The sequence below is a fragment of the Micromonospora purpureochromogenes genome, from assembly GCF_900091515.1.
GTDB lineage: Bacteria > Actinomycetota > Actinomycetes > Mycobacteriales > Micromonosporaceae > Micromonospora > Micromonospora purpureochromogenes.
The window spans coordinates 5,724,475-5,741,355 of the sequence record NZ_LT607410.1; the positions used below are offsets into that span (position 1 = coordinate 5,724,475).

The 16,881-nt window shown below is 74.1% G+C and carries 17 protein-coding genes; 6 read left to right on the plus strand and 11 right to left on the minus strand.

Features of this window, described 5'->3' with window-relative positions:
• Positions 1-2: 2 nt before the first annotated feature.
• From GA0074696_RS26085 to rsmD, 6 genes are all read right to left on the minus strand, one after another.
• Positions 3-977, minus strand: coding sequence for a phosphate acyltransferase PlsX (locus GA0074696_RS26085; RefSeq protein WP_088963524.1), 975 nt, complete (start codon positions 975-977; stop codon positions 3-5).
• A gap of 116 nt (positions 978-1,093) precedes the next feature.
• On the minus strand, positions 1,094-1,267 hold the full coding sequence (rpmF, locus tag GA0074696_RS26090; RefSeq protein ID WP_088963525.1) for a 50S ribosomal protein L32: 174 nt from the start codon (positions 1,265-1,267) through the stop codon (positions 1,094-1,096).
• Positions 1,268-1,272: 5 nt separating this feature from the next.
• Positions 1,273-1,836 (minus strand): YceD family protein, encoded by a 564-nt coding sequence (locus tag GA0074696_RS26095; RefSeq protein ID WP_088963526.1) that lies wholly within the window; start codon positions 1,834-1,836, stop codon positions 1,273-1,275.
• A 109-nt stretch (positions 1,837-1,945) separates the two neighbouring features.
• The gene (locus tag GA0074696_RS26100) at positions 1,946-2,443 is read right to left on the minus strand and encodes an SPFH domain-containing protein (RefSeq protein ID WP_088963527.1); all 498 of its coding nucleotides are present in this window, start codon (positions 2,441-2,443) and stop codon (positions 1,946-1,948) included.
• Positions 2,444-2,615: 172 nt separating this feature from the next.
• Positions 2,616-3,104, minus strand: a complete 489-nt coding sequence (gene coaD / locus GA0074696_RS26105) for a pantetheine-phosphate adenylyltransferase (protein WP_088963528.1) — start codon at positions 3,102-3,104, stop codon at positions 2,616-2,618.
• On the minus strand, positions 3,101-3,664 hold the full coding sequence (rsmD, locus tag GA0074696_RS26110; RefSeq protein WP_088963529.1) for a 16S rRNA (guanine(966)-N(2))-methyltransferase RsmD: 564 nt from the start codon (positions 3,662-3,664) through the stop codon (positions 3,101-3,103). Before rsmD ends, coaD begins: the two co-directional genes overlap by 4 nt.
• Before the next feature lie 316 nt (positions 3,665-3,980).
• On the opposite strand from rsmD, the gene GA0074696_RS26115 reads away from it, so the two are divergent.
• Together GA0074696_RS26115 and GA0074696_RS26120 are read left to right on the plus strand one after the other, a co-directional pair.
• Positions 3,981-5,234 (plus strand): cell wall anchor protein, encoded by a 1,254-nt coding sequence (locus tag GA0074696_RS26115; RefSeq protein ID WP_088963530.1) that lies wholly within the window; start codon positions 3,981-3,983, stop codon positions 5,232-5,234.
• A 301-nt stretch (positions 5,235-5,535) separates the two neighbouring features.
• Entirely contained in the window at positions 5,536-6,489 is a 954-nt protein-coding gene (locus tag GA0074696_RS26120) for a cell wall anchor protein (protein WP_088963531.1), read from the plus strand.
• 827 nt (positions 6,490-7,316) lie between these two features.
• Here the strand turns inward: GA0074696_RS26120 and recG are convergent.
• Together recG and GA0074696_RS26130 are read right to left on the minus strand one after the other, a co-directional pair.
• Positions 7,317-9,518, minus strand: a complete 2,202-nt coding sequence (gene recG, locus GA0074696_RS26125; protein ID WP_088963532.1) for an ATP-dependent DNA helicase RecG — start codon at positions 9,516-9,518, stop codon at positions 7,317-7,319.
• Positions 9,515-11,140, minus strand: coding sequence for a DAK2 domain-containing protein (locus GA0074696_RS26130; RefSeq protein ID WP_088963533.1), 1,626 nt, complete (start codon positions 11,138-11,140; stop codon positions 9,515-9,517). The genes recG and GA0074696_RS26130 overlap by 4 nt, the downstream gene beginning before the upstream one ends.
• Before the next feature lie 215 nt (positions 11,141-11,355).
• On the opposite strand from GA0074696_RS26130, the gene rpmB reads away from it, so the two are divergent.
• Positions 11,356-11,547, plus strand: coding sequence for a 50S ribosomal protein L28 (gene rpmB, locus GA0074696_RS26135; protein ID WP_088963534.1), 192 nt, complete (start codon positions 11,356-11,358; stop codon positions 11,545-11,547).
• Positions 11,548-11,758: 211 nt separating this feature from the next.
• Positions 11,759-13,015 carry an ATP-grasp domain-containing protein gene (locus GA0074696_RS26140; RefSeq protein WP_088963535.1) on the plus strand — a complete coding sequence of 419 codons (1,257 nt, stop codon included), beginning with the start codon at positions 11,759-11,761 and terminating at the stop codon, positions 13,013-13,015.
• A gap of 20 nt (positions 13,016-13,035) precedes the next feature.
• On the opposite strand, the gene GA0074696_RS26145 is transcribed toward GA0074696_RS26140, so the two are convergent.
• A complete protein-coding gene (locus GA0074696_RS26145; RefSeq protein WP_088963536.1) occupies positions 13,036-13,497 on the minus strand; it encodes a GNAT family N-acetyltransferase in 462 nt (153 codons plus the stop codon).
• Positions 13,498-13,519: 22 nt separating this feature from the next.
• The gene (locus tag GA0074696_RS26150) at positions 13,520-14,458 is read right to left on the minus strand and encodes a thiamine-phosphate kinase (RefSeq protein ID WP_088963537.1); all 939 of its coding nucleotides are present in this window, start codon (positions 14,456-14,458) and stop codon (positions 13,520-13,522) included.
• A gap of 122 nt (positions 14,459-14,580) precedes the next feature.
• Here GA0074696_RS26150 and GA0074696_RS26155 point away from each other — a divergent pair, with 122 nt between their 5' ends.
• A complete protein-coding gene (locus tag GA0074696_RS26155) occupies positions 14,581-14,814 on the plus strand; it encodes an Lrp/AsnC ligand binding domain-containing protein (RefSeq protein ID WP_013284547.1) in 234 nt (77 codons plus the stop codon).
• Positions 14,815-15,510: a DUF3515 family protein gene (locus GA0074696_RS26160; RefSeq protein WP_407940515.1), complete on the plus strand. Its 696-nt coding sequence runs from the start codon at positions 14,815-14,817 to the stop codon at positions 15,508-15,510. It begins immediately after the preceding gene.
• A gap of 141 nt (positions 15,511-15,651) precedes the next feature.
• Here the strand turns inward: GA0074696_RS26160 and GA0074696_RS26165 are convergent, their stop codons facing one another.
• Positions 15,652-16,752, minus strand: coding sequence for a D-alanine--D-alanine ligase family protein (locus tag GA0074696_RS26165; RefSeq protein WP_088963538.1), 1,101 nt, complete (start codon positions 16,750-16,752; stop codon positions 15,652-15,654).
• Between the last annotated feature and the right edge of the window lie 129 nt (positions 16,753-16,881).

The following is a 16,881-nucleotide window of genomic DNA, read 5'->3' on the forward strand; positions in this document are numbered from 1 at the left end:
GCTCACGGGCGTACCTCGTCGGTGCGGTTCACGGCCGGCGATCCGACGGCGGCGCCGTCGAGCAGCGCGCGGACCCGCTCGCTGGCGCCCCGCCGCCACAGGTGGGCGGCGAGGGCGATGCCGGAGGCCACGTCCTCGGCTCCGGCGGCGCCGTGGCACACCACCACCGTCCCGGTCACCCCGAGCAGGGCCGCGGCGCGGGGGGCACCGCCGCCGGCGGGCGGGCCGCCGGCCATCGCGTACGCGCCCTCGATCGCCTTGAGCAGCACGTTACCGGTGAACCCGTCGGTGACCACCACGTCGGCGCGCGCGCCGAGCGCGACGTCGTACCCCTCGACCAGGCCGACGTAGCGCGCCCCGCAGGGCAGCGACGCGGCGGTGAGCAGGGCGTCGGCGGCCTTGCGGGGACGGTCGCCCTTGCCGGCCTCGGTGCCGACCGAGAGCAGGCCCACCCTGGGCCGGTCGACGGCGTGCGCGACCGCGGCGTAGGCGGCGCCGAGCACGGCGTGCCGGGCGAGGGTGAGCGGGCGGGGTTCCAGGGAGCCGCCGACGTCGAGCAGGACCACCGGGCCGGCGACGGCCGGCAGGGTGGCCACCAGGGCCGGCTGGCGGACGTCGGCCCAGCGGCCGAAGCCGAGCGCGGCGGCGGAGACGGTGGCGCCGGTCGAACCGGCGGAGACCAGCGCGTCGGCGGCACCGTCGCGGATGGCGGCGACGGCCGCGCGGACGGTGCTGTCGGCGCGCGGCGCGTGGTGCGCCGGGCCGGCGGCGGCCCGCACCGGGCGGACCGTCGTCCGGGCGCGCTGCGCCGGGGTGAGGGCATCGGTCACCGCGGCCGCGACCTCGGTCGGGCCGACGAGCAGCAGGTGCAGGTTCGGATCGGCGCGTACGGCTCGCAGAGCGCCGTCAACCACGACGGCGGGGGCATCGTCCCCGCCGAGGAGGTCAACGGCGATCCGCGCGGTGCCCGGCTCCATCGGAACGCCGGCCGGAGCAGGCCGGCCGGCGTCGGAAGGAGCCGGGGCACCGGGCGATCGCCAGGGTGCGCGCGCCACCCGACCCGTGGTCGGGGGCGTCACTCGGCGTCCAGGTCTCAGACCTCGAGGACCTGGCGGCCGTTGTACGTGCCGCAGACGGAGCACGCGGCGTGCGGCAGCTTGGCCGACTTGCACTGCGGGCAGGCCACGGTCGCGACCACGGCCGCCTTCCAGTTCGCCCGGCGGGACCGGGTGTTGCTGCGCGACATCTTGCGCTTCGGGACGGCCACGGTTCCTACTCCTCTGTACGGTTCAGTTGCGACAGGCCCGCCCAACGCGGGTCGATCTGCTGGTGGCTGTGGTCGACCGGCAGATCGTCCCAGTGCACCCCGCACTCGGGGCACAGTCCTGGGCAGTCCTCCCGGCAGAGCGGGTTGGTCGGCAGCGTCAGCACCACCGCGTCCCGCAGCGCCGGCTCCAGGTCGATCAGATCGCCCTGCATCCGGCCCACCTCGTCCTCGTCGGTCGTGTCGTCCGTGGTGCTGTTCTCGTACGCGTACAGCTCCTGGATGTTCACGACCACCGAGTCGTTGATCTCGCGCAGGCACCGGCCGCACTCGCCCCGGACGGGACCGCTGATGGTCCCGGAGACGAGCACGCCCTCGGACACCGACTCCAACCTCAGGTCGAGGTCGAGGTCCGCGCCCTCCGGCACGCCGATCAACTCCACGCCGAGGTCCGCCGGTGCCGGGGCGACCCGCTTGACCGTACGCAACGCACCAGGCCGACGCGGCAGGTCCCTCGTGTCGAGGACCAGCGGCGACCTGGGATTGAGTGTCGATGGCGAGTGTTTGGGCATAGTCAGACTCCGGCCGGTGAGAGGCCGACAAAAAAGGTTACCTGGGCGACCACCCCAGCGTCGAACCGGGGGCGCGCCCACCTGAGACTGTCGGCTGGTGAGGTGCCGCTCAGAAGGGTAGCGGGCGTTCGGCCTCGTCCCCACCGAAGGTGCCGATCTCGCGCAGCGCGTGCATCTTGTCCCGGCCGCGCTCTATCGAGGCCAGCGCCCGGGTCAGGAACTGCTCGAAGTTGGCCAGTGCCGTGTCGACGTAGTCGTCGACCTCGTCGCGCAGCCGCTGCGCCTCGGCCCGGGCCTCCGCGATGATCCGGGCCCCCTCGTGCTCCGCCGAGACAGTGATCTCGTTCACCGACACCAGGCGGGCGTGTTCCGCCTCACCCTCGCTGATGATCCGGTCGGCCTCCCGCTTGCCGGCCTCCATGATCTTGTCCCGCTCCTCGAGGAGAGCGGCGGCCCGGCGCAGGTCGGCGGGGAGTTCGACGCGCAGCTCGTCCAGGGCCGCGATCATCTCGCCCCGGTCGACCATGCAGTTGTTCCGCGACATCGGGACGGAGCGGGCCTGCTCCACCATGGCGATCAGTTCGTCGATGCGATCGAGCGGGTCCACCGGTACCTCACTCCTGTCGTTCGTCGGCCGACCTACATGATGCGGGTTACGGCCGGGTTCCCGCTCCACACATGATGTCCTGCGCGGGCGAGCCCCGCCCGATCCACCCCGGCGCGGCGCGTCGCGACGCACCGCCCGCCGGTTCCGGCGGGCGGCGGTGCGTGGCGAGGTGTCAGCCCCGGTGCTCCGGGCCGAGCCGGGCGACCAGCTCGTGGCGCACCAGGTCCGGCACGTGCGCGGAGATGTCGCCACCCCACTTCGCCACGTCCTTGACCAGACTGGAGGAGAGGAAGGAGTAGAGCGGGTTGGTCGGCATGAACAGCGTCTCGACCCCGGCCAGGCCGATGTTCATCTGCGCCATCTGCAACTCGTAGTCGAAGTCGCTGACCGCCCGCAGGCCCTTGATCAACACGCTGGCCTCCTGCGCCCGGCAGAAGTCGACCAGCAGACCACGGAAGGACTCGACCCGGACGTTCTCGTACGAGGAGGTCACCTCGCGGAGCATGTCGATCCGCTCCTCGACGGTGAACAGGCCACTCTTCGCCTGGTTCACCAGCACGCCGACGATCACCTCGTCGAAGAGCCGGCTGGCCCGTCCGATGATGTCGAGGTGTCCGTTGGTGACCGGGTCGAACGAGCCGGGACACACCGCACGTCTCATGATCGGCGACCGTACCAAAGGGTCGTCTCGCCGTAACGGCGACTGCGCTCCGCGGTGACGCCCTCCACCCACTCGACCGGGCCGGTGCGGCTGGAGCGCTCCACCACCACCAGGGCTCCGGGGGCCAGCCAGTCGTGTTCCACCAGGGCGGCCAGCATGGCGGTGAGGTCGGCGTCGGGCACCGCGTACGGCGGGTCGGCGAAGACCACGTCGTAGGGCTCGCCGCCCGGACCGGCCGCGAGCACGCCGGCCACCTTGCCGGTGACCAGCCGAGCGGCCGGGGCGGCCCGGAGCGCGGCCACGTTCTCCCTGATCACGCGCGCGGCGCGCGAGTCGGACTCGACCAGCAGCACGTGCTCGGCGCCCCGGGAGAGCGCCTCCAGCCCGACCGCGCCGGAGCCGGCGTACAGGTCGGCGAAGCGGGCGCCGACCAGGTCGATCTCGGTCTGCACCGCGCTGAACAACGCCTCGCGAACCCGGTCGGAGGTGGGTCGGGTGCCGGCGCCGGGCGGCGCGGCGATCCGCCGGCCGCCGAGCGTGCCGGCGACGATCCGGGTCACGGTCTCCCCCTGCTCATGGCGATGACGCTACGCGACGGCCGGGCGGGGCCGTCCGACACGGTGCGTCCCGGACGGGTGCCTCCATGATCACTGCTGGTATATCAATGATCTCAGATTCATAACATGATCCTTAGCCGATCCTGAGCGCTGTAACGCCGACGACGATCCGTTTAGGGTCGGCCGGGTGCCGGCGACGCTCCGCCGGCCGCGCGGCGCCGGGGAGCGCGCCGTCACGGGACGTGCCGCAATGCGACCGGGACCACAGCCACCGCCACCCCACGCCGCACCCTGACGCATCTTCACCCCGGGAGTACGCGTGATCCGTCCCCAGCCGTCGCTCCGGCGACCGCTCGCCGTGGCCGCCGCCGCGCTGGCCGGCCTCGCCACGGCCTTCGCCTTCACGGCGCCGGCGAGCGCCACCAACACGTCACCCTCGCCGTCGGCCTCCCCGACCGTGACGGCCTCGCCGAGCACGCCGACGCAGCCGGCGCCGAACTGCGTCAAGGCCGTCGACGCGAAGTACACGCACACCTTCGACGGCCCGAAGGGCGAGGCCTCGATCACCCTCACCAACGGCCCGCTCTGTGCGGGCGAGCAGCAGGAGCTGGCCCTGGTGTCGTACGTGACGCCGTCGGCCAGGTTCGCCGTGCCGCAGTACGTGCTCGACAAGTCGATCAAGAAGTTCGTCGGCGTGGCCGACGGCGAGCTGGGTCTGGCCACCCTGGACTTCCGGGTCGAGGTGCCGAACTGCTACACCCAGGTCGACTTCCTCTTCGGCAGCACCGTGATCGACCCGCTGACCGACACCAGCGACCGGTACGGCGACCGCAAGGTCGGCAGCTCCGCCGGCATCGGCGCCCGGTCCACCGGCCCGAAGGGCTGGTACAACGGCGGCTCGGGCAGCTGCTCGGCAGCCCCCGAGGTGATCGCCGGGTCCGACTGCGAGGGCAGCGTCGAGCTGACCCTGGTCAACCGGACCGGCAACGCTGCGGCGACCTTCACCATCACCGGCAGCGGCGGCTTCACCGAGACCGTCACCGTACCCATGCGCAAGATCGAGACCCGGAAGCTCAACCCCGGGCAGGCGCAGGAGATCACCGTGACGGCCGCGGGCATGAAGGACTTCACCGGCGGCTGGCAGAAGCCCGAGGACTGCCAGCAGCCCGAGGTGGGCGCGCCGGACGCCGACTACGAGTCGACCTGCGACGCGATGACCTTCCGGATCAGCAACCCGGAGGACGGCGCGACCGTCACCTCGACCTTCACCTCGAGCAAGGGCGAGGCCAGGACGCTGACCGTCGAGCCGGGCCGTACCGGCTCCGTCAGCTTCCCGGCCAGCAAGGGCCTCACCGTCACGGTCACCGGCGACCTGGACTCCGGCGGGCCGCTGGCCTGGGAGCAGCCGAAGGACTGCGCCGAGGGCGGCGCGGGCGGCGGCACGCCCGGTGAGGGCCTGCCGGTGACCGGCGCGGCGGCCGGCGGCATTGCCGCGGGCGCGCTCGCCCTGCTGGCGGCCGGTGCGGCGCTCTTCGTCGTGGCCCGACGCCGACGGATCCGCTTCACCGCCTGATCCACTGTGGTCACCTGAGGGCGCGCCGACCGACCGGTCGGCGCGCCCTTCGCGGACGCGCCGTCCACGTTGGAGTCACGCAACCGTCCGGTGACGCTCAGTGGATCGATGATCTCGAAACGGCAACAACGACCTTCGGCCACGGGGCGGCCCGCTACCCGTCGGTATGGTCACCCGGCGCGCACGCGCTCGCGCGGACGCGCCACGGCTCGAAGAGGCCGCTGAGCCACGACCGCTCCGTCGGCTCGGCTTTCGCCTCCCGGCCGCACACCCCGCGCACCTCCCCCCGTCAGGAGTACACGTGAACCGCCTGAAGTTCCGGCGCGTCGCGGCGATCGCCGCCGGCACGCTGATCGGCCTCGCCGGCGTCGCCACGGTCGCCGGCCCCGCAATGGCCCACCACCCCGAGCCCTCGGGCACCTACTGCGCCGCGCCGGACGGCAAGATCATCGTCAGCTGGACCGTCGGCAACAGCGAGACCGACATCGAGGGCACCATCACCAAGCTCGAGTCGACCGTGCCGGGTGGCTTCACCGGCGCGCTGGCGCTGAACGCGGTGCTGCCCAAGAAGGGTGACGGCCCGCTGACCGGCACCCAGGCCCACACCTTCACCGGGGCGCTGCCGGAGCTCAAGCTGACCGTCGAGGCCCGGTGGGAGCGGGGCGACCGGATCATCACCGAGGAGCGCACCGTCTCCGCGCAGCCGGCCGGCGACTGCGCCACAACCGAGTCGCCGTCGCCGAGCGCGCCGACGACGCCGGAGCCGACCAAGTCTCCGGAGCCGACCAAGTCCCCCGAGGTCACCCCGTCGCCGTCGAGCACCAGCCCGACCGCGACCCCGTCGAGCACGGCCACCACGCCGAGCGAGCCGGAGGAGCCGGTGTTCCGGCTCGAGGAGACCTGCGACGAGATGACCTTCATCGTGGAGAACCCGGCGAAGGGCATCCCCTTCACCGCCACGTTCACCACCGAGAAGGGCGTCACCAAGAAGCTCGAGTCGACCCCGGGCAAGACCAGCTCGGTCAGCTTCGACGCGTACCAGGGCCTGAAGGTCACCGTCTCCTACGACGTGGTCGAGGGCTCCGAGACCATCGAGTACACCCAGCCGAAGAAGTGCGACGAGGGTGAGGGTGGCGGCCTGCCGGTCACCGGCGCCGCCACCGGTGGCATCGCCGCCGGCGCCGTCGTGCTGCTGGCCGCGGGCGCGATCCTGTTCGTGGTGGCCCGCCGCCGCCGGGTGCGCTTCACCGCCTGAGCACCACCTGCCTGAAGCCGAGGGCGCGTCGACCGACCGGTCGGCGCGCCCTCGCGCCGTTCCCGCCCGCCCCGTTGATCCCCGACAGCGTCCGGCCGGGGCTCAGCTCGACCGACGCCCACGCCGGCCGGCGCGGACAGCGCGGGCAGCGCGCACGGCGCGGGCAGCGCGGGCGGCGCGGGCGGCGCCGGTCCGCGCGGCCTGCCGCACACGTGCGGGGCTACCTCACCCCTACGCGTCCTTTCGAGCTGATGACGTGAACGATTCAGCGCGGGCAAGTGCCGGGCTACCTCACCCCTACGCGTCCTTTCGAGCTGATGACGTGAACGATTCAGCGCAGGCAAGTATGGGGCTACCTCACCCCCTGCACGTCCTTTCGAGCTGATGACGTAAACGATTAAGCGCGGGTAAGTCGGGGGCGACGCCTGCGGCCGGCGTGGGATGGCACGGGGCGCGGCTCACCCCGCTGGTCCACCACTAACCCCGCGGCACGGCAGAGGGTGGTCGAAGCTGGCCGCCAAGAGGCGCGCGGGGCGGGGGCGAGGCAGGCCGCCGTGAATCGTCTACGTCATCAGCTCGAAAGGACCCGCACGGGTGACGTGGCCTCGCACGGCGGGACGAACCCACAGACCGGCGATTCGGCAACGCCCGGGCGCACACGCCGCCAGGGCGGCGCGCAGCCGCGCGGGACCCAGCCGCGCGGGACCCAGCCGCGCGGGACCCAGCCGCGCGGGACCCAGCCGCGCCGGAGGCAGTCGCGCGGGACCCAGCAGCGCGGAACCCAGCAGCGCGGAACGCAGCGTGCGGGACGCGCGACGCCCGGTCGGTCAGCCCTTTTCCAGATACTCGGCGCGTTCCTCGTCCACCAGCGCGGCGACCGACGCGGCCAGCGCCGGGTGCCGGTCCAGCTCCGGGTCCTCCTCGACCAGGGTGATCGCCTCGGCGCGGGCGTCGCGGATCAGGTCGGTGTCGCGCAGCAGTGACAGCAGCCGCAAATGCGAGCGGCGACCCGACTGGGTGGCGCCGAGCACGTCGCCCTCCCGGCGCTGTTCCAGGTCAAGTTCGGCCAGCTTGAAACCGTCCGTGGTGGAAGCCACCGCGTCGAGGCGTTCCCGGGCCGAGGACCCCTCGGCCGCCTCGGTCACCAGCAGGCAGAGCCCGGGGGCGGTGCCCCGACCCACCCGGCCGCGTAGCTGGTGCAGCTGGGAGACGCCGAACCGGTCGGCGTCCAGCACGATCATCACGGTGGCGTTGGGCACGTTGACGCCGACCTCGACCACGGTGGTGGCGACGAGCACGTCCAGTTTGCCGTCGGCGAAGGAGCGCATCACCGCGTCCTTCTCGTCGGCGGGCAGCTTGCCGTGCAGGACGCCGATCCGCAGCCCGTGCAGCGGCCCCTCGGCGAGCAGCGGCGCGACCTCGGTCACGGCCACGGGCGGCCGCCGCCCGTTGTCGTCCTCCCGGGGCGGCTCCTCCTCGCTCGCCGGCCCCTCACCGATCCGCGGGCACACCACGTACGCCTGGTGGCCGGCGGCGACCTCCTCGCGCAGCCGGCGCCAGGCCCGGTCCAGGAAGGCCGGCTTCTCCGCCGCCGGCACCACGTGCGAGGCGATCGGCGAGCGGCCCCGCGGCAGCTGGGACAGGGTGGAGGTCTCCAGATCGCCGTAGACCGTCATCGCCACCGTGCGCGGGATCGGGGTCGCGGTCATCACCAGCACGTGCGGCGGCTGGTCGGCCTTGGACCGCAGCGCGTCGCGCTGCTCGACGCCGAACCGGTGCTGCTCGTCGACGACCACCAGGCCGAGGTCGGCGAAGTCCACTCCCTCGTAGAGCAGGGCGTGGGTGCCGAGCACGATGCCGGCCCGGCCCTCGGCCACCTCGGTCAGCGCCCGCCGCCGGGCCGCCGCCCCGAGCGAACCGGTGACCAGCTCCACCCGGGTGGCGTCGTCGGCCCCGCCCAGCTCCCCGGCCATCGCCAGCGGCCCGAGCAGGTCGAGCATGCCCCGGTGATGCTGCGCGGCGAGCACCTCGGTCGGGGCGAGCAGCGCCGCCTGCCCCCCGGCGTCGACCACCTGGAGCATGGCCCGCAGCGCCACCACCGTCTTGCCCGAACCCACCTCGCCCTGCAACAGCCGGTGCATCGGGTGCGGGGTGGCCAGGTCGGCGGCGATCTCGACGCCGACGTCGCGCTGCCCGGAGGTCAGCTCGTACGGCAGCCGGGCGTCGAACGCGTCGAGCAGCCCGCCGGGCTTCGGCGGGCGGGGCCGGGCCGGCCAGGACGCCGCCCGGTGCTTGCGTTGCACCAGGGTGAGCTGGACGGCGAACGCCTCGTCCCACTTCAGCCGGCGGCGTGCCCGGTACAGCTCCTCCTTGCTGGAGGGGCGGTGGATCTCCCGCAGGGCGGTGCCGATGCCGACCAGGTTGCGCCCGGCCCGCACGGTCGCCGGCAGCGGGTCCTCCGGCGGGGTGAAGGTGTCCAGCACCACCCGGACGCAGCGGGCGATCACCCAGGTCGGTACGGCTGCGGCGGCCGGGTAGACCGGGATCAGCGCGCCGGCGAACTCCTCGATCTCCTCGCTCGCCGCCGCCTCGCCGTCGGTGGAATCCCCGAGGAGCTGGTATTCCGGGCCGTTGAGCTGCCGCTTGCCCCGGAACTCGGTGACCTTGCCGGCGAAGAGCCCCCAGCGCCCGGGGCGCAGCTCCCGCTCCCGCCACGCCTGGTTGCCGAAGAAGGTCAGGGTGAGCACGCCGCCGGAGCCGTCGCCGACGGTCACCTCCAGCAGGTTGCCCCGGCGCTGGCGCATCGGCCGCACCGCCGTGCGCTGCACCTGGGCCAGCACGGTGACCTGCTCGCCCACGTCGAGGGACCGGATGTCGGTGTGCTCGCCACGCTCGTCGTACCGGCGGGGGAAGTGGTAGGCCAGGTCGCCGGCGGTGTGCAGGTCGAGGTGGCTGGCCAGGGCCTTGGCCGTCTTCTCCCCGACCAGCTTCTTCAGCGGCGTGTCCACCGTGGACGGCTCGGACGTCATTCGACCCCCACCAGGAGCGGATAGTGCGGCTGGCCGCCCGGGTAAGCCTGCACCTCGACGAACGGCCAGCGCCGGCCGACGTGCGCGCGCACCGCGTCGGCGAGACCGTCCGGGGCGTCCGCGCCGGTGAGCAGGGTGACCAGCTCACCACCGCCGCCCAGCATCCGGTCGACCACCGCGGCGCAGGTGTCGACCAGGTCGGCGCCGATCAGGTGCACCTCCCCCTCCACCAGCGCCAGCACGTCGCCGGGGCGGCAGGGGCCGGCCACGGTGAGCGCCTCCCGGCTGGCGTGGCAGACCTCGGCGTACCGGCAGGCGCCGGCGGCCTCGGCCATCGCGATCACGTCGTCCTCGAAGCGCCGCCGGGGATCGCGCACCGCGAGCGCGGCCAGCGCCTGCACCGGGGAGCGGGTCGGCACCACGCTGACCTTGATGCCCAGCCGGTGCGCCTCCTTCGCGGCGGCACTCGCCACGGCCTGGGTGTTCGGGTCGTTGGGGAGCACCACCACGCGGGCCGCGTCGGTGGCGCGGATCGCGTCCAGCAGCTCGCCGGTGGACGGGTTGGCCGGCACGACGGTGGCGCCCTCGCCGGCGAAGAGCTCCGCGATGCCCGCGCCGGCGGCGACCACCACGGCCGCCCGGCCGTCGGCGGACGGGCCGGGCCGGGGCGCCGGCGCGGTCTGGTCGGCGAAGCGGGTCACCGAGATCCGGTACGGCCGGCCGGCGACCACGCCCGCCTCGACCGCGGCGCCCACGTCGTTGACGTGCACGTGCACGTTCCAGGTGGTGGAGGCCGCCGGTGAGGCGCCGTCGCCGACCACCACCAGCGAGTCGCCCAGCCCGGCCAGCTCGGCGCGCATCCGGGCCACCGCCTCGTGGTCGGCGTCGAGCAGGAACTGCACCTCGTACGCGTACTCGTCGGAGCCGGCCTCGCGGACGGTGGTGAGCGGCGGGCGGACCGCCCGGGTCACCGGCGCCGGCCGGGGTGGGCTCTCCCCGGTGACCACCTCGACCAGCGCGTCGAGCAGCAGGCAGAGCCCCCGGCCGCCGGCGTCGACGACGCCGGCCCGGGCCAGCTCGGGCAGCTGGTCCGGGGTGCGGGCCAGGGCGCGGGCGGCCTCGCCCGCCGCCGCCCGGGCCACCGTGCGCAGGTCGTCGCTGTCGGCCTGCTCGGCGGCCGTCGCTGCGGCCGCCACCACGGTGAGCAGTGTCCCCTCCACCGGGCGGGCGACGGCCGCGTAGGCCGCGTCGGCGGCGGCGCGCAGCGCGACGGCCAGCTCCCGGCCGGCCACGGCCGGAACGGAGCCGAGCGCGTCGGCCAGGCCGCGCAGGATCTGCGACAGGATCACCCCGGAGTTGCCCCGGGCGCCGAGCAGCGCCCCGCGCGCCATCAGCCGCAGCGCGTGCCCGTGCGCGGTGGCCCCGTCCCCGGGAAGGGTGTCGAGGTCCATCGCCAGCGCCTGCTGGGCGGAGGTGAGGGTGAGCACCATGTTGGTGCCGGTGTCGCCGTCCGGGACGGGGTAGACGTTGAGCTCGTCGATCTCACCCTGGTGCCGCCGCAGCGCGGTGAGCCCACTCGCGCACCAGCGGCGCACCGCGGCGGCGTCGAGGGTGTCCAGCACGGCCAGAAGCCTACTGTCGCGCACCGACACCCCCCCGGGCCGGACGGTCCGCCCCGGCGTGTCTCTTGCGCCCGCCGTGCCGGTGGCCCGCCTCACACCCAGCCGGTCCCTCCGGGGCGGTTGGTCCGACACCCCGGTCATCGGGTAACCTGGCCAGGTTGCCCGGGCAGCGCCTGCCGGCGACCTCATGAACGTATCAATCCCAGGAGTATCCCGTGGCTAGCGTGTGCGACGTCTGTGGCAAGGGACCGGGCTTCGGCCACAACGTGTCCCACTCGCACCGGCGGACCAACCGCCGCTGGAACCCGAACATCCAGTCGGTGCGTACCCCGGCCGGTGGCGGTAACACCAAGAAGATGCAGGTCTGCACCTCGTGCATCAAGGCCGGCAAGGTCACCCGCGCCTGACGCGGTAACGCCTCCAGCTCGAACATTCGCCAGCACCGGCGGGCCGTGACGGTCCGCCGGTTCTGTCGTGTCCGGGGCCGTTCGCCGCACCGGTGACTGGTCCCCGACGACTCTCTCGACCCGCCCCGGGCACCCGGCTACGGTCTGCCTGCGCCACCCGACCGCCCGGTCTCCGGCCTCGGCGCACCGACGCCGTACGGAGGACCGACCGGTGGACCTGGACCTGGGCCGCGACGAGCTGATCTTCATCGGGGCCGCGCTCGGCATGCTGCGCTGGCTCGACGAGCGGCTACCGCCCGGCGCCGTCGTGCTGGTCGAGGAGCCCGACGTCATCCACCGCCGGGGCGTCGCGGCGCTCGCGGCCGACCTGCCCGTCGTCTCGCGGGTGGTGCCCGCCGAGTACCAGACCGGGGTGGACGTCGACGCGCTGCTGGCCCGGGAACCGCGGCTGGCCGCCGCGCGGCTGGTGGTGCCCGGCATCGAGTACGCCGTCCCTGCCGCCGCCCGCCTGGCCGATCGGCTCGGCCTGCCCGGCGCCGGCCCGGAGGCCGCCGAGATCTTCGCCGACAAGCACCGGATGCGGCAGGTCGCCGCCGGGGCCGGGCTGCCCAACCCGGCGTACGAGCTCGTCGGCACGCCCGAGCGGGCCGCGGCCTTCGCGGAGCGCTTCGGCGGCCGGTGCGTGCTGAAGCCGACCCGGCGCTCCGGCAGCCTGGGCGTGCAGCTGATCACCGAACCGGCGGCGATCGCCTCGGCCTGGGCGACGACCGCCACGCCGGAGGAGCCGCCTGAGGCCACCGACCGGGGCCTGCCCACCGAGGTGCTGGTCGAGCAGTTGGTCGTCGGCCCGGAGCACAGCGTCGAGCTGCTGGTCACCGACGGCGAGGTGTGCTTCGCCAACGTCACCGACAAGCGGGTGCTGCCCGGCCCCCGACCGGTCGAGACCGGTCACACCGTGCCGTCCGCCCTGCCCCCGGCCGCCCGGGCCGAGCTGGTCCAGGTGGCCAGCCGGCTGGCGGCGGCGGCCGGGTTCCGCACCGGGGTGCTGCACAGCGAGTGGATCGTCGCCGACGGGGTGCCGACCCTGGTGGAGTGCGCCGCCCGACTGCCCGGTGACATGATCACCGCGCTGGTCTCGGTCGCGTACGACTGTGGGTTCATCCCCGCGTACCTGCGGCTGCTGCGCGGCGAACGGCCCGCGCTGCCGGCCCGGCCGGCGGGCGCGGCGGCGGTGGAGTTCCTGCTCGCCCCGCCCGGCACGGTGACCGCCGTGACCGGCGTGCGCGCCGCGCTGCGGGCGCCCGGGGTGCTCAGCGCGCAGGTGGACGTCGCGGTCGGCGACACCCTCGGCGAGGTGGTCTCCTCGGCCCGGCGCAGCGGTCTGGTGCTGGCCTGGGGCGACGACCCCGCCGAGGCGACCCGGGCCGCCCGGCACGCGGCGGGGCTGGTGGAGATCAGCGTCGGCTGAGACCGACCCCGCGGGGCAGGTCAGAGGGTACGGCCGAAGGAGAGGCAGCCCGGCGCGTCGGCGTAGAAGCCGAAGTTGGGGATCCGCTCGTACCCGGCCGAGGTGTACATGGCGATCGCCTCGGGCTGCTTGTCGCCGCACTCCAGGATCATCCGCTTGCGCCCGTGGTAGCGGGCGGACTCCTCGACGGCGGCCAGCACGGCGCGGGCCACCCCGCGGCCCCGGGCGGTCGGGGCGGTGTACATCCGCTTCAGCTCGGCGGTGTCGTCGCCGTGGCTGCGCCAGCCGCCGCAGCCGACCGGTTCGCCGTCGAGGTACGCGACCAGGAAGGCGCCCTGCGGTGGGACGAACTCGGCCGCGTCGACCGGCGTCTCGTCGCCGCTGCCGCCGTACCGCTGGCCCAGGTCGGCGAGGGCCGCGCGGATCAGCGACCGCGCCACCGGCGAGTCGAAGGCCAGCGCGCGAATCTCGATCTCACTCACGGGTGAAGGGTACGACCGCCCCTTACCGGAAGTGGTCCCAGCCGCCCGGACCGTCGTACTTCTCACCGTCGACGGTGACGCCGGCGCCCTCCATCACCCGGCCCACCGGCCGCCACTCGTCGGGCAGTGCCACCGAGCGGGGGAAGGTCGCGGCCAACGCGTGGTCGTCCCCGCCGCCGAGGATCCACGAGTACGGGTCGACGCCGAGCGCCTGCGCGGCGTCGCGCATCTGCCGGGGCACCTCGAAGGCGTCCCGGTGCACGTCGAGGCCGACCCCGCTGGCCTTGGCCACGTGCCCCAGGTCGGCCAGCAGCCCGTCCGAGATGTCAATCATGGCGGTGGCGCCGAGCCGGGCCGCGTGCGGGCCGGCGGTGTACGGCACCTCCGGCCGCCGGTACGCCTCGACCAGCAGCCGGGGCGTGCGGAACCCGCGGGAGAGCACGGTCAGCCCGGCCGCCGCCCAGCCGTTGCGCCCGGCCACCGCCACCACGTCCCCGGGCCGCGCCCCGGAGCGCAGCACCGGCGCCCGGCCGCCGAGGTCGCCGAGGGCGGTGACGGCGATGGTCAGGGTCGGGCTGGCGGACATGTCCCCGCCCACCACGCTCGCTCCCACCCTGGCCGCCTCCGCGGCCAGCCCGTCGGCCAACTCCTCCGCCCAGGCCGTCTCCAGGCCCGTCGGCATGCAGAGGGCGACCAGCAGCGCGGTCGGCGTGGCCCCCATGGCGGCGATGTCGGCCAGGTTGGCCGCCGCCGCCCGGTGGCCGACGTCCCGCGCGCCGGACCAGTCCCGCCGGAAGTGCCGCCCCTCGACCAGCACGTCCGTCGACGCGACCACCCGCGCGTCCGGGGCGGCCACCACCGCGCCGTCGTCGCCTGGACCGAGCAGGCAGCCCGGTCCGTACGTCAGCCGCGCGGTCACCCGGTCGATCAGGCGGAACTCTCCGAGACCTCCGACACTCATGCCACTCCCTCGCCGCGCTCGCTCACTGCTTCCTCTCGACCACCGATAGGGATCACGCCTGCTCCGTAAGGTACTTTCACCCTTCGGGCCGCCCGCGGGCGGCGACGGACGGAGGTCGAGTCGTGGTACAGGCGTACATCCTCATCCAGACCGAGGTCGGCCGGGCGCGTGACGTGGCCGGGCTGATCGCGGACCTTGCCGGCGTGGTACGGGTCGACGCCGTCACCGGGCCGTACGACGTGGTGGTGCTGACCGAGGCGAACACCGTCGACGAGCTCGGCAAACTGATCGTCAGCAAGGTGCAGATGGTGCCCGGCATCACCCGCACCCTCACGTGTTCGGTGGTGCGCCTGTAAGTGGACGAGATCATTTCCTCCCCGACCGCCGGCGCCGAGCCGGCCGAGCAGACCGCTTCGACCACCGCCAGGAAGCCGGTCGGACCGACCGGGAAGAAGCCGGCCGCGCAGACCGCCGCCCGCAAGCCGGGCTGGGACCGGGCGACCCGCCGCGCCGCGCTGGTCGCCACCCTGATCGCGGTGCCGGTGACGGTGGCCGTGGCCGGGTTCACCTTCGCCAAGCTGGCGCCGGACACCCCGGCCGCCGCGCCCAGCCCCACCGCCACCAGCGCCCGCCCGCAGTCCACCGCCCCGGTCGAGATGGCCGCCCCGGCGCTGGCCGCCCGGCCGGCCACCGTCTGCCGGGCGCTGATGTCGCAGCTGCCGCCGTCGGTGCGGGACCTGACCCAGCGGCCGGTGACCGCCGGCGCCGAGCAGAACGCCGCGTACGGCGACCCGGCGCTCACCGTGGCCTGCGGCGGCGCCGAGCCGGCCGTCCCGGCCACCGGCGACGTCTGGACGATCAACAAGGTCTGCTGGTACGCGGCCGAGGAGGCCGACGCGACCGTGCTCACCACCGTCGACCGGGAGACCGCGGTCCGGGTGACCGTCCCGCGCGCGTACGAGCAGCCGTTGCAGTGGATCGCCCCGTTCGCCGACGCCGTCGTCGCCTCGGTCCCCTCCGCCGGCGACACCCCCGCCGGCTGCACCGGCTGACCCCCGCTCCCCTCCCCCTCCCCCGCGCCCCCGGGCCGCACGACCGGACTCGGGTGCACTTTCGGAGAAAGAGTGGCCATCCGGGCGCGGATGGCCACTCTTTCCGTGAAAGTGGCGGAATCTTGAGGGAGGTGCGGGGGGTCAGCGGGGGCCGGTGTTGCGGTGCAGGGCGGTGCGGATGAGGCGGTTGACCAGCTTGGGGTACTCCAGGCCGGAGGCCGCCCACATCCGGGGGAACATCGAGGTCGGGGTGAAGCCCGGCATCGTGTTGATCTCGTTGAGGTAGACGTCCAGCTCCGGGGTGACGAAGAAGTCGACCCGGGCCAGGCCGGAGCAGTCCAGCGCGGTGAAGGCCCGGGTGGCGTACTCGCGCACCTGCCGGGTCACCTCGTCCGGCAGCCCGGCGGGGATGTCGTACTCGCAGGCGTCGTCGATGTACTTGGCCTCGAAGTCGTACCAGTCGTGGCCGGAGACCACCCGCACCTCGGCCAGCACGGACGCCTCGGGCGCGCCGCCGGCCTCGCCCTCCAGCACACCGCACTCGATCTCCCGGCCGACGATCGCGCCCTCGACCAGCACCTTCGTGTCGATCTCGCGGGCGGTGGCCACCGCCGCGTCGAGCTGCGCCCAGTCGTCGACCTTGGTGATGCCGAACGACGAGCCGGCCCGGGACGGCTTGACGAAGACCGGCAGGCCGAGCCGCTGCTTGTCCTGCTCGCTGAGCGTCATCCCGTTGCGCAGCACCGCGTACGGGCCGACCGGGATGCCCTCGGCGGCGCAGAGCTTCTTGGTGAACTCCTTGTCCATCGCGGCGGCGGAGGCGAAGACCTTCGCCCCGACGTACGGGATGTCGGCCATCTCCAGCATGCCCTGGATGGTGCCGTCCTCGCCGTACGCGCCGTGCAGCACCGGGAAGACCACGTCCACGTCGGCGAGCGCCCGGGGGCCCTCGGTCGGGTCGAGCACCATCAGGCCGCCCGCGGTCGGGTCGGCGCGGAGCACCACCTCGGCGCCGGAGCCGGCGGTGATCTCCGGCAGCTTGCGGTCGCTGATGGCGAGCCGGGCCGGGTCACCGCTGGCCAACACCCACTGCCCCTGGCGGGTGATGCCGACCGGCACCACCTCGAACTCGTCGGGGTCCAGCGCGCCGAGCACGCTGCCGGCGCTGACGCAGGAGATGCCGTGCTCGGGGCTACGGCCGCCGAAGACGATCGCCACGCGGGTCTTGCCTGGGGTGGTCACTGGGTCACCTCTCGGTACGCGACTGCGGAGCCGCCAGCGGCGCTCACCCGGTCGACCTTACTGTGGGTGGCGGCGCGCCGATGGGGATACCCGCGAGGACGCGTGTCTCCCTCGCAAACGGTCACCCAT

Bases quoted from the DNA above. Each gene is read 5' to 3' on its own strand.
- GA0074696_RS26095 (WP_088963526.1), bottom strand. From the start codon at position 1,836: ATGCCCAAACACTCGCCATCGACACTCAATCCCAGGTCGCCGCTGGTC.
- coaD (WP_088963528.1), bottom strand. From the start codon at position 3,104: ATGAGACGTGCGGTGTGTCCCGGCTCGTTCGACCCGGTCACCAACGGA.
- GA0074696_RS26085 (WP_088963524.1), bottom strand. From the start codon at position 977: ATGGAGCCGGGCACCGCGCGGATCGCCGTTGACCTCCTCGGCGGGGAC.
- recG (WP_088963532.1), bottom strand. From the start codon at position 9,518: ATGACGTCCGAGCCGTCCACGGTGGACACGCCGCTGAAGAAGCTGGTC.
- GA0074696_RS26150 (WP_088963537.1), bottom strand. From the start codon at position 14,458: ATGAGTGTCGGAGGTCTCGGAGAGTTCCGCCTGATCGACCGGGTGACC.